This is a genomic window from Yersinia sp. LJYL362 (genome assembly GCF_048323875.1).
In genome coordinates this window covers 1-10,353 of the sequence record NZ_JBLWEX010000096.1, presented here as the reverse complement: position 1 = coordinate 10,353, position 10,353 = coordinate 1, and the positions used below count along the sequence as shown (strand labels likewise).

Below are 10,353 nucleotides of genomic sequence, written 5' to 3'. Positions count from 1 at the left end.
TGGTGTTCTGCCAATACCCTGAAGGTGTGCGCTTTGGCGATGAAGAAGACGAAGTGGCTCGCTTGGTGATTGGTATTGCTGCCCGTAACAATGAGCACATTCATGTCATTACCAGCCTGACCAACGCGCTGGACGATGACTCTGTCATTGAGCGCTTAAGCAAAACGACCAGCGTAGAAGAAGTGTTGGATTTGCTCGGCGGTAAAAAGTAACCGCAACTCAATGAAGTATGACGAGCATAGGGCCGTTGGGAGAAAACGGCCCTATACAGCAAAAGGTAAAAAACATGAAAGCATTACATTTTGGCGCAGGTAATATTGGCCGGGGCTTCATTGGTAAACTGCTGGCTGATGCCGGAGCACAGCTTACTTTCGCCGATGTTAATCAGCCGCTATTGGATGAGCTGAATAAGCGTAAGAGTTATCAGGTTAATGTGGTGGGTGAGCAAGCACGAGTCGAAGAAGTGAAGAATGTTAGCGCCGTGAACAGTGGTAGCCCGGAAGTGGTGGAACTGATTGCACAAGCGGATATTGTCACCACCGCGGTTGGCCCACAAATTCTGGCCCGCATCGCAGGCACAGTGGCACAAGGTTTGGTTGCCCGCCATCAACAAGGTAATACCCGCCCACTGAATATTATTGCTTGTGAGAATATGGTGCGTGGCACCAGCCAGTTGAAACAGCATGTTTTTGCTGCCTTGCCAGAAAGTGAGCAGGCATGGGTTGAGCAACATGTTGGATTTGTTGATTCTGCGGTAGACCGCATTGTGCCACCATCAGAAGCAGGCAGTACTGATATTCTGACTGTGACAGTAGAAACATTCAGCGAGTGGATTGTTGATGGCACCCAGTTTAAAGGGCTGCCACCGCAAATCGCGGGTATGGAATTGACTGACAATCTGATGGCTTTTGTGGAGCGTAAACTCTTCACTTTGAACACCGGGCACGCTATTACCGCTTATTTGGGCCAGCTTGCCGGTCACCAAACCATTCGTGATGCCATCCTTGATCCCGCGGTACGCCAGACAGTGAAAGGTGCGATGGAAGAGAGTGGTGCGGTGCTGATTAAGCGCTATGCGTTTGATCCACAGAAACACGCCGCTTATATCGAAAAAATTCTCTCCCGCTTTGAAAACCCTTATCTGCACGATGATGTTGAGCGTGTTGGCCGTCAGCCACTGCGTAAACTGAGTGCCGGTGACCGTTTGATCAAACCGCTGTTGGGGACTTTGGAATATCAGTTGCCACATAATAACCTGGTGACCGGCATTGCGGCTGCAATGAGCTACCGCAGTGAGCAAGACCCGCAAGCACAAGAACTGGTTGAATTACTGACTAAGTTAGGGCCGAAAGCCACGCTTGCTCAAATTTCCGGACTACCAGCTGATAGCGAGGTTGTGGAACAGGCGGTGAGTGTGTATAACGCCATGCAGGACAAGCTGGCATAACTACCAAGCTAGTTGTTGGGGATAAATATCGTGTCGGATTACGCGGTATTTATCCTTTGTTAGCCCGATAATCTGAAACCACCCCAGTGACAAACGATGATTGAAAAAACACAGGCATTTGAGAATCGGGTACTGGAACATCTGAACGCGGGGAAGACCGTTCGGAGTTTCTTGATGGCTGCTGTCGAATTATTGGCAGAAGCGTTAAACATTCTCGTGGTGCAGGTTTTTCGTAAAGATGACTATGCGGTGAAATATGCCGTAGAGCCATTACTGGTCGGGGATGGGCCGTTAGGTGAGTTATCCGTACGATTGAAGTTGGTTTATGCTTTGGGCGTTATCACCCGGCATGAATATGAAGATGCTGAGCTATTAATGGCGCTGCGTGAAGAGCTAAACCATGATGGCACCGAGTATCGCTTTACCGATGACGAAATCCTCGGGCCATTTGGTGAATTGCATTGTGTTGCTGAGCTGCCACCAGTACCAACATTCTTACGCCCAGATGAAGCCGATGCTTCGCTGATTGCCATGCAACGCCAGCGTTATCAGCAGATGGTGCGTTCCACTATGGTGCTATCGATTACTGAATTACTCTCCCGCATCAGTCAAAAACAAGTTTCAAAACTCTCGCCGCTTGGCCATGTTTAATGATTAAAGACACTGAGCCATTCTTCGATCAACAGCCATAATGCTGTTATTGCCATCAAGCCACCCATCACGCCATTAAATAACCGTAGCTTCCAATTGACGCGCAGCGCATGGCGCAATTGATCCCCCATAACTGCCCAAACAGCGACGCAGGGCAGATTTAACAATGCAAAGCCGGTCATAATCAGCAGGGTATGGTTGAGCGACGCTCCTTCGCGAGGGGTGAATAAGATGGCGACATTCATTGCCATCAACCAGGCTTTTGGATTTATGGCCTGAAATAATGCCCCTTGAATAAAGCCCATAGGTTGCTCACTATCCCTGGCATTGGGGGTGCCGGAATTAAAAATCTTCCACGAGAGCCACAGTAAATAGCCACCGCCTAATGTCACCAAAGGCAGACGGACAACTCCCACCCAACTGAGGATAAATGCCAATAGCGTGGTCATTAATGCGCATTGCAGTGCACAACCAAAGGTAATCCCCAACATCATCGGGAAAGTTCGGCGTAAGCCAAAATTAACACCAGAAGCGGCTAACAACAGGTTATTCGGGCCTGGAGTTATTGACATCACGGTGACGTAACTGATGAAAGCACTGTCCAACATGGGGGGAGATCCTATTAATGTTATCAAGAGATTCAGCATAAAGATCAATCCGTGATGGCGTCAGAAGCAGAAGTTATCTATTGTTATGGGTACAGTTTGCATGACACTAAACTGTACCCATTGATCCTGTGGAGAACTGTCACCATGTCCCTTGTTATGAACGAAATTCGCTACTTACAAGTGGCTGACAATCTGGCGCAAGCCATTAAGAATGGCAGTCTCCTGGCCGGTAGCCGATTACCCTCGGTGCGGGGCTACGCGCAGAGCCATCAGGTCAGTATCAATACGGTAGTGGCTGCGTATCGCACGTTGGAAGACCGCGGCCTGATTGAAGCACGCCCGCAGTCGGGTTTTTATGTCTGTAGCCCGTCAACCGCAGTGGTGCCAACGGCCACGGTCGGGAAACCGGTGGACGAAGTGCTGGATTTGATTGATACCGTCTTTGCCGCCCAGCAAAATCCGCGCTTTACCAATATCTCACTGGCCTGCCCGCAGACAGGTGATTTCTATCCCAGCGCCAAGTTGGGCCGTATCATGGCTTCCTTATTACGCCGCGAGCCGCAATTAATCAGTCAATATTCTTTGCCACCCGGCAGCCAGCGCCTACGACAGCAAATCGCTCGCCGTGCCATGACCTTGGGAATGTTGGCTGATCCGGCTGATATCACCATTACGCATGGGTGCATGGAGGCGCTGCAATTGGCGCTACGGGTGACCACCAAACCAGGGGATTGTGTCGGGCTGGAATCACCGACCTATTTCTATCTGATGCCATTGCTGGCAAGCCTCGGGTTGAAGGCAGTGGAGATTCCAACCGATCCGCAACAAGGTATCTCATTGGATGTACTGGAGTTGTTGCTTGAAGAAGGGCGACTGAATGCACTGATTGCTATGCCGACGGTGCAGAATCCTTTGGGTTATACCATGCCACTCGCCGCCAAAAAACGGTTGGCACAGCTGATGAACGATCACCAAGTGCCATTAATTGAAGATGGTTTGTATGCTGAAATTCAATTTGGTTCGACGTTATCTCCGGCTGTTAAAGCCTTTGATCGTGATGGCTGGGTGCTGTTTTGCTCCAGTTTTACCAAAACATTGGCACCGGATTTCCGTATCGGCTGGATTGATGGCGGGCGCTTCGCCGAAGCATTGCATAAACTAAAAGCGGTATCGTCGATGGCGGAGCCGATGCTATTGTCGGAGACTTTGGCACTGTTCCTTGAGTCTGGCGGCTATGATCACCATCTGCGTAGCTTGCGCCGCCGTTATGCGCAGCAAGTGCAGCAAGCCCAACAACTGATAACCCGCAACTTCCCGCGCGGAACCACAGTGACACAACCGGCTGGCGGATTTGTTTTTTGGGTCGAATTCCCTGATAGCGTCGATACCGTGGCGCTGTTCCATCAATTGCTGCAAGAGCAGATTTGCCTGACGCCGGGGACACTTTATTCACCCAGTGGCCGCTATCGTCATGCATTTCGCCTATCCTGCTGTTATCCATTTAATAGCCGTTATACCGGGGCATTGGAGCGATTGGGGGCGGTTGCATGTGAAATGAGTGGCTTACCGGCCGGAATGCAGTGGCGGCCAGTTCAGGAGGCTGCTGCCGAAAGAGATGCATCCTGATACACTACCCATCTTGATGCACAATCAGTGCTATTCTATCTCCAACTTTAGCGAAATATCGTGCCCATTAGCGGCATGTACGGGCCAATACTATGAAAGAACATGCAGAAATCAAACGTCTAAGCGATATGCTGGATGCGCTGAATCACAAAGATCCAACTGTTATTCAGCAGGGTAATGTGGATTTAATCGCACAGCATATGAAAGAAAAAGAGAAACTTGCGGCTGAAATCCAGCGCTTGAAAGAAGTTAGGGTTAAAAACCTGAGTGCTGAAGCCCAGAAGCTGGCTAAACTGCCCTTCAGCCGTGCCATCACCAAAAAAGAACAGGCTGATATGGGCACCTTGAAGAAAGCAGTGCGCGGTATTGTGGTGGTGCATCCAATGACCGCATTAGGCCGCGAGATGGGCCTGAAAGAAGTGACTGGTTACGCCAAAAAAGCGTTCTGATTGCGACTTTCGAAAGAACCGGGTGGGTGGCATGGCCGCCGCCCGGTTTGTTTTCTATAAATATTATCAATCAAACAGTTCTGAGTGTGTCCCTGCTCGGACAAAAACAATCTCACCTATTTTACTGCTGCCACTTAATTTGTAGATGAGTAAAAAATCTCCACCAATATGGCATTCACGGAAATTTTCCCAGTCACCTTTAAGCGGATGATCCAACCATTCGGCACCTAGCGGTGTGTCATTTGCAATAAGCAGTAGCATGGCATGTTTGAGTCGATGCATGTCATAACGACCACTGCGGGACAGCTTTTCCCAGTCTTTAAGAAAGCCTTTGGTATAATCTGCCGTCCTTGGCACTGTCGTTCGTTTACTTACTGTTGTCTTTTTCAAGTTCAATAAATAACTCATCAGAAGTCGTAAAACGTGCGCTATGAGCTTGAACGATCTCTTCTGCTTCCTGCATCGCCGCACGTGTTTGGGGATTAGGTATTTTCAATTCAAATGGAATTGCTTGATCAGCGACGACGCGATTTAAAAACAAACGCACAGCATCGGAAACCGAAAGACCCATTGCATTGAGTGCTGCCGTTGCCTGTTTTTTGACGTCATCATCAATACGGACATGCAACATTGTGGTGTGTGTAGCCATTTTAACCTCCTCATCAATAAACAGAGTTTGTATCTCAATTGAGATACAGTCAAGTTTGTTGATAAAATCGGCATGTTTGTTATGCAATAACCCTGTCGTTAATTCTTCCCTAGTAACCGCCGATTAAAGTCTTCTATCTTTCCCTGCGAAATACGGGCCAGCATAGTTTTGCTCCAACTGGCGGATAATCCAGATACTGACAACAAGTGGTGATACTGTTCTTCGTCAAACGGCATATGCCAGGCAATAGCAATGGCCTCCGATACACTGATATCACTGGTGCGCGCTAATAGCTCTAGTGGATGACCGTCGCTGACTTTGCCGGGTGAAATCACCCGATACAACCAGCCGCAGTAGCCGGTTTGCTGCATCAACACCGACATATCTTCGATAGCAAAATGGAAGTTGAGTTTGTAGCAAGGTGAGCGCGGTTGTGTCACCTGAATGAGTGTTTCACCCCAGCGGTAAATATCCCCCATATAGACATTTTGTTCAGTCATGCCGAGGGTCGATATGTTCTCGCCGTAAGCTGGAGCGGAAAAAAACTCAGCCTGTTCAGGAAATTGTTGTCTCCAGTGAGCGTAATGCTCGCGTGGGTAGTGGCATAACGCCCGATCTGGGCCGCCGTGAAAGCGAGTTTCGGCTTGTTCATCCCCTTCCAGACCCAGAGAGGTGAGCATAATGCTGCCCTGCACCTGACGTTTGCCAATGGCACTTGGGGAACTGCCGCTGTAAGGCTCGATTTTACCGATATAAACCTGTGGATATTTCATCTGCTCTCCTTGTCTGCGTTCAGAAGGGAGATTCAGAATACCCTGCCTGACGGCAGGGCTCCATGGTTTAACGCAGAATCAGAAGGTTTCCCAGTTATCCTGCTGTTGGCTACGGTTCGTCTCTGGCGCTGGGCGTGGTGGGGTTGCCCGTGGAGTGGTAGTTTCGCTTTGAACAGATTCAGCTTCTGCTTCGGACAGGCGGAACACGGCAACAGCTTGTGCCAGTAAGATAGCTTGTTCTGCCAGTGAATCAGCGGCAGCGGCAGACTCTTCCACCAATGCGGCGTTCTGTTGAGTGGTGCTGTCCATTTCCGAGATAGCCTGACTGACTTGGGTGATACCCCGGCTTTGTTCATCTGAGGCAGAGGCAATTTCCGCCATGATATCGCGCACATGGGTCACTGAGCGGACAATATCTTCCATAGTTTGACCCGCATTTTGTACCAACGATGTACCGGCATTGACTTGAGACACCGACTCTCCAATCAACCCTTCAATTTCTTTTGCTGCCTGTGCACTGCGTTGTGCCAAATTACGTACTTCGCTCGCGACCACAGCAAAACCACGGCCTTGCTCACCGGCGCGCGCTGCTTCAACTGCGGCATTCAGCGCCAGAATATTAGTCTGGAAAGCAATACTGTTAATCACCGAGGTGATTTCAGAAATGCGTTTAGAACTGCCAGAAATATCGTTCATGGTGCGCACCACATCGTTAACCAGCTTGCCGCCTTGTTGCGCGGTTTGTGATGCTTCCGTCGCTAGCTGATTAGCATGGTGGGCATTATCAGCATTCTGCTTAACCGTGGCATTCAATTGCTCCATACTGGCGGCAGTTTCTTCTACCGCAGCTGCTTGTTGCTCTGTTCGGGATGATAAATCAGTATTGCCGGCGGCAATCTCGCCGGAGGCATGAGACACCTGGCTGACGCCAATGCGAATTTCGTCAATCATGGCACGCAGGTTTTCATTCATTCGGGCGACGGCATTCATCAGCAGGCCCAGTTCATCAGTACGATTGGAGGTGGTTGCTGCGGTTAAATCACCGGTGGCAATGCGCTCGGCCATCGCCAATGTGGTGCGCAGTGGCACAGTAATCTGGCGAGTCATGCGCCATGAAATCAGTAAACCCAATATCAGGGCCGCAATAGCTGCTATAGCTAGCTGCAATTGCGCATTATTGATTTCATCATGAGTGCCTTGCAGTTCTTGAGTGAACAAATGCGTTGCCAACTTATTTAATTCATTGGCATTTTCTTCCATCACTTTACCCACTTCCAGCTCTTGCTGATATGCCGGCAAATAGGCTAATACGTTGTCTTTATAGGCACTGAGACTGGAAATGACTGGAGCTAATAGTTTTTGCTGATCGGCTGATAGCACCGGCATAAAAGCATTCGCCGCGCTGTTGGCAATATTGATTGAGGTAATCAATGAAGACTCTGCATCCTGGTTGCGATCCAGTAATAAACCTCGCGCGTTATAGCGCACGGTCATTAACTTTTGGTTCATTTCCGCCAGCAGAATCTGGGTGTTGGTATCTGCACCCTCATTAAGCAAACTTTGCTGTAACTCATTGAGGTTCTTCTGAGTTTCAGAGATGTTCCAACTTTTGCGTACATCGTCCTTATGAGCCACCGCATTAACAAAATTGCTTTGTTGTTGCAGATATTCGTCTACCACATCGGCAATGCTACTGATTGTCTTGCGGTTGTTTTCCGACCAGCTAAGGTTGTCGCTTTGGGTTAATAGATTTTTTATATTATTGATATGTTGAGAGTTTTCTTTAATGTATTTCAGGTCATAGGTACGTTCATATAGCGCACGGTTATATTTCGCCTGATTAGCCTCATCATTAATTTTGTAGCTCAAATCGACTTTATAAGCATGTTCTTCAATGACGGAGAAATGATATGCGGTGGTACCAGCGATGATGCCAACCAATAACAACATCAGGAAAAAGCTTAACCCCAGCTTTTTACCGACTTTCACGTTTTCAAAGTTACCAAAAACTTTGCTAAATGCTGCCATGTTCTTCTCCGTTATGCGGTGTTTTTGCTGCAAATCAATCAGCGTAGGTGAGTTTGGGGAGGTCTAATTATTAGAGGATTTCGGGGAACTGGCAGTATGTGGGGCAGCCTTGGCAAGAGTGCTTTTCCCAAACGCAATGACTTCTACATTCATAGATTTCTTCCATGAATACCAGTGACCTTCTTGTACATTCTATCGGCAGGAATTGACTAAACTTTAACAATAAAAATGCCAGCAAGAGGGCCTTGCTGGCATATATCTTTCGAACTTGAAGCTATGGGGTATAGCTGCTCTCGTTACTTAGCTTGAGCGAAACGCGCGGCTGCTTCGTCCCAGTTAACCACGTTCCAGAATGCTTTGATGTAGTCTGGGCGGCGGTTTTGGAATTTCAGGTAGTAAGCGTGTTCCCACACATCCAGGCCCACAATTGGGAAACCTGATGCGCCAGAAACAGCTTCACCCATCAGCGGGCTGTCTTGGTTAGCAGTCGAAACAACAGCCAGTTTGCCGTCGTCTTTCAGTACCAGCCAGGCCCAGCCTGAACCGAAACGCGTTGCCGCAGCTTGTTCAAATTTTTCTTTGAAGCTGTCAACACTGCCGAAGTCGCGTTCGATAGCGGCTTTCAGGTCACCGGTCAGAGTGGTGCCCAGTTTCAGGCCTTTCCAGAACAGGCTGTGGTTAGCGTGACCGCCGGCGTTATTACGCATAAAGGTGCGTTTTTCAGCGGGAACTTTGTCCAGATCTTTGATCAGATCTTCAACACTGAATTTAGCCAGCTCAGGGAAGCTCTCCAACACCGTGTTTGCATTGTTAACATAGGTTTGGTGGTGTTTGGTGTGATGGATTTCCATCGTCTGCTTATCGAAGTGTGGTTCCAGGGCGTCATAAGCATAAGGCAGGGATGGCAGTGAGTAACTCATAATCATCGTCTCCGTAGGTGTAGGGCGGCACAAAAAAAGTAAGCACCGCGTAAGCATTCGGATCATTATAGTTAATTAAATGATATTGAAAATGATTATCAATGCCGTACTAATTGTATGGTCTTTCTATTCCTTAATCCGATTTGGGTGGGTATACACTGTTGCCCGGCCGGGTTTACTGAAACCAACCAAGGTGAGATTACAACGCTCGGCGACTTCAACTGCTAAGGTTGTTGCAGCTGAAACAGCAAATAAAATCTCGGCTCCACACATAGCCGTTTTCTGCACCATCTCATAACTGGCACGGCTGGAAACCAGCACCGCGCCTTGCTGCCACGGCTGTTTAGCTCGAATCCCAAGTAGTTTATCCAGTGCCACATGACGACCCACATCTTCACAGCCACCTAATAATTCGCCTTGAGGATTAATCCAGGCGGCAGCATGGGTACAACCGGTCAGTTGACCCACCGTTTGCACTTGTTTGAGCTGTGTGAGTGCGTGGTCTAAGTGGTTAAGGTCAAAGGTTTGTGTGAATGGCAGGGGGGCGATTGGGCGGAAAATATCGTCCAGTTGTTCGATACCACAAACTCCACACCCCGTGCGGCCAGCCATCGCTCGGCGGCGTTCTTTTAAACCGGCAAAACGGCGGCTGGAGAGTTCAATGTTAACTTCTATGCCATTACAGCCGGGTGTGACATCAATGGCATAGATTTCTTGTGGCGCGGTAATAATGCCTTCTGACAACGAAAACCCCAGCGCGAAAGCCTCTAAATCCTTAGGGGTCGCCATCATCACCACATGAGAAATGCCGTTGTATACCAGAGCTACCGGCACTTCTTCTGCCAGCCAATCCAATTGCGGTTCTGCCATTTGATGGCGCTGTAGCACGTTAAGTTGCCTGGCACCGCAAATTTCGGTGGAGAGGTCAATATCTGAAGGTTTGATCTGGCTCACTATGCGGCCCTGAAAGTTATAACCCATAATCACAATGTGGTAACATTCACATTAAGAATGGTATGGGTATAATTTCATTTATATAGAAATGTATCCCACACCGATAAAGGTGATATTGCGTCAGCGATTTTAGCGCTTCTGGTTTTGTTGAGGGAAGCGCGAACTGAATTTTAAATTCATCCAATGTGACAATGAATGAAGGAGAGACCCATGCAGGTCAGCAGAAGGCAGTTCTTTAAGATCTGCGC

The 10,353-nt window shown here is 48.6% G+C and carries 12 protein-coding genes; 5 read left to right on the top strand and 7 right to left on the bottom strand.

Going from position 1 to position 10,353, the window contains the following annotated elements:
• The 3 genes from ACNSO8_RS04170 to ACNSO8_RS04160 all read left to right on the top strand — a co-directional run.
• A partial coding sequence (locus ACNSO8_RS04170) for a PTS sugar transporter subunit IIA (RefSeq protein ID WP_418393913.1) occupies positions 1–212 on the top strand: 212 nt, incomplete at its 5' end.
• 74 nt (positions 213–286) lie between these two features.
• Positions 287–1,447, top strand: a complete 1,161-nt coding sequence (locus tag ACNSO8_RS04165) for a mannitol-1-phosphate 5-dehydrogenase (protein ID WP_418393912.1) — start codon at positions 287–289, stop codon at positions 1,445–1,447.
• A gap of 96 nt (positions 1,448–1,543) precedes the next feature.
• Complete coding sequence (locus ACNSO8_RS04160; RefSeq protein ID WP_005161972.1) at positions 1,544–2,098, top strand: MltR family transcriptional regulator; 555 nt, start codon at positions 1,544–1,546, stop codon at positions 2,096–2,098.
• Here ACNSO8_RS04160 and ACNSO8_RS04155 read toward each other — a convergent pair.
• Entirely contained in the window at positions 2,095–2,706 is a 612-nt protein-coding gene (locus tag ACNSO8_RS04155) for a LysE family translocator (RefSeq protein WP_057620625.1), read from the bottom strand. The two genes, ACNSO8_RS04160 and ACNSO8_RS04155, sit on opposite strands and share 4 nt — an antisense overlap.
• Positions 2,707–2,850: 144 nt before the next feature.
• Here ACNSO8_RS04155 and ACNSO8_RS04150 point away from each other — a divergent pair, with 144 nt between their 5' ends.
• Together ACNSO8_RS04150 and ACNSO8_RS04145 are read left to right on the top strand one after the other, a co-directional pair.
• Positions 2,851–4,332: a PLP-dependent aminotransferase family protein gene (locus ACNSO8_RS04150; protein ID WP_046695633.1), complete on the top strand. Its 1,482-nt coding sequence runs from the start codon at positions 2,851–2,853 to the stop codon at positions 4,330–4,332.
• Positions 4,333–4,424: 92 nt separating this feature from the next.
• Positions 4,425–4,781 (top strand): YibL family ribosome-associated protein, encoded by a 357-nt coding sequence (locus tag ACNSO8_RS04145; protein ID WP_005161962.1) that lies wholly within the window; start codon positions 4,425–4,427, stop codon positions 4,779–4,781.
• 66 nt (positions 4,782–4,847) lie between these two features.
• On the opposite strand, the gene ACNSO8_RS04140 is transcribed toward ACNSO8_RS04145, so the two are convergent.
• The 6 genes from ACNSO8_RS04140 to fdhD all read right to left on the bottom strand — a co-directional run bounded on the left by ACNSO8_RS04140 (position 4,848) and on the right by fdhD (position 10,132).
• Complete coding sequence (locus ACNSO8_RS04140; protein ID WP_198284261.1) at positions 4,848–5,138, bottom strand: type II toxin-antitoxin system YafQ family toxin; 291 nt, start codon at positions 5,136–5,138, stop codon at positions 4,848–4,850.
• A 10-nt stretch (positions 5,139–5,148) separates the two neighbouring features.
• Entirely contained in the window at positions 5,149–5,430 is a 282-nt protein-coding gene (locus ACNSO8_RS04135; RefSeq protein ID WP_020424112.1) for a type II toxin-antitoxin system RelB/DinJ family antitoxin, read from the bottom strand.
• A 98-nt stretch (positions 5,431–5,528) separates the two neighbouring features.
• Positions 5,529–6,203: a 6-hydroxyaminopurine reductase gene (yiiM, locus tag ACNSO8_RS04130; protein WP_050159344.1), complete on the bottom strand. Its 675-nt coding sequence runs from the start codon at positions 6,201–6,203 to the stop codon at positions 5,529–5,531.
• Between the two features lie 78 nt (positions 6,204–6,281).
• Positions 6,282–8,231, bottom strand: a complete 1,950-nt coding sequence (locus ACNSO8_RS04125) for a methyl-accepting chemotaxis protein (protein ID WP_050159346.1) — start codon at positions 8,229–8,231, stop codon at positions 6,282–6,284.
• 296 nt (positions 8,232–8,527) lie between these two features.
• Positions 8,528–9,151, bottom strand: coding sequence for a superoxide dismutase [Mn] (sodA, locus tag ACNSO8_RS04120; protein ID WP_013650637.1), 624 nt, complete (start codon positions 9,149–9,151; stop codon positions 8,528–8,530).
• Between the two features lie 126 nt (positions 9,152–9,277).
• Positions 9,278–10,132, bottom strand: coding sequence for a formate dehydrogenase accessory sulfurtransferase FdhD (gene fdhD / locus ACNSO8_RS04115; protein WP_172654597.1), 855 nt, complete (start codon positions 10,130–10,132; stop codon positions 9,278–9,280).
• Positions 10,133–10,353 lie beyond the last annotated feature (221 nt).

What these genes read in the sequence shown, in the direction of transcription:
- ACNSO8_RS04165 (WP_418393912.1), top strand. Translation starts at nt 287, where the DNA reads ATGAAAGCATTACATTTTGGCGCAGGTAATATTGGCCGGGGCTTCATT.
- ACNSO8_RS04160 (WP_005161972.1), top strand. Translation starts at nt 1,544, where the DNA reads ATGATTGAAAAAACACAGGCATTTGAGAATCGGGTACTGGAACATCTG.
- ACNSO8_RS04155 (WP_057620625.1), bottom strand. Translation starts at nt 2,706, where the DNA reads ATGTTGGACAGTGCTTTCATCAGTTACGTCACCGTGATGTCAATAACT.
- ACNSO8_RS04150 (WP_046695633.1), top strand. Translation starts at nt 2,851, where the DNA reads ATGTCCCTTGTTATGAACGAAATTCGCTACTTACAAGTGGCTGACAAT.
- ACNSO8_RS04145 (WP_005161962.1), top strand. Translation starts at nt 4,425, where the DNA reads ATGAAAGAACATGCAGAAATCAAACGTCTAAGCGATATGCTGGATGCG.
- ACNSO8_RS04135 (WP_020424112.1), bottom strand. Translation starts at nt 5,430, where the DNA reads ATGGCTACACACACCACAATGTTGCATGTCCGTATTGATGATGACGTC.
- yiiM (WP_050159344.1), bottom strand. Translation starts at nt 6,203, where the DNA reads ATGAAATATCCACAGGTTTATATCGGTAAAATCGAGCCTTACAGCGGC.
- ACNSO8_RS04125 (WP_050159346.1), bottom strand. Translation starts at nt 8,231, where the DNA reads ATGGCAGCATTTAGCAAAGTTTTTGGTAACTTTGAAAACGTGAAAGTC.
- sodA (WP_013650637.1), bottom strand. Translation starts at nt 9,151, where the DNA reads ATGAGTTACTCACTGCCATCCCTGCCTTATGCTTATGACGCCCTGGAA.
- fdhD (WP_172654597.1), bottom strand. Translation starts at nt 10,132, where the DNA reads ATGGGTTATAACTTTCAGGGCCGCATAGTGAGCCAGATCAAACCTTCA.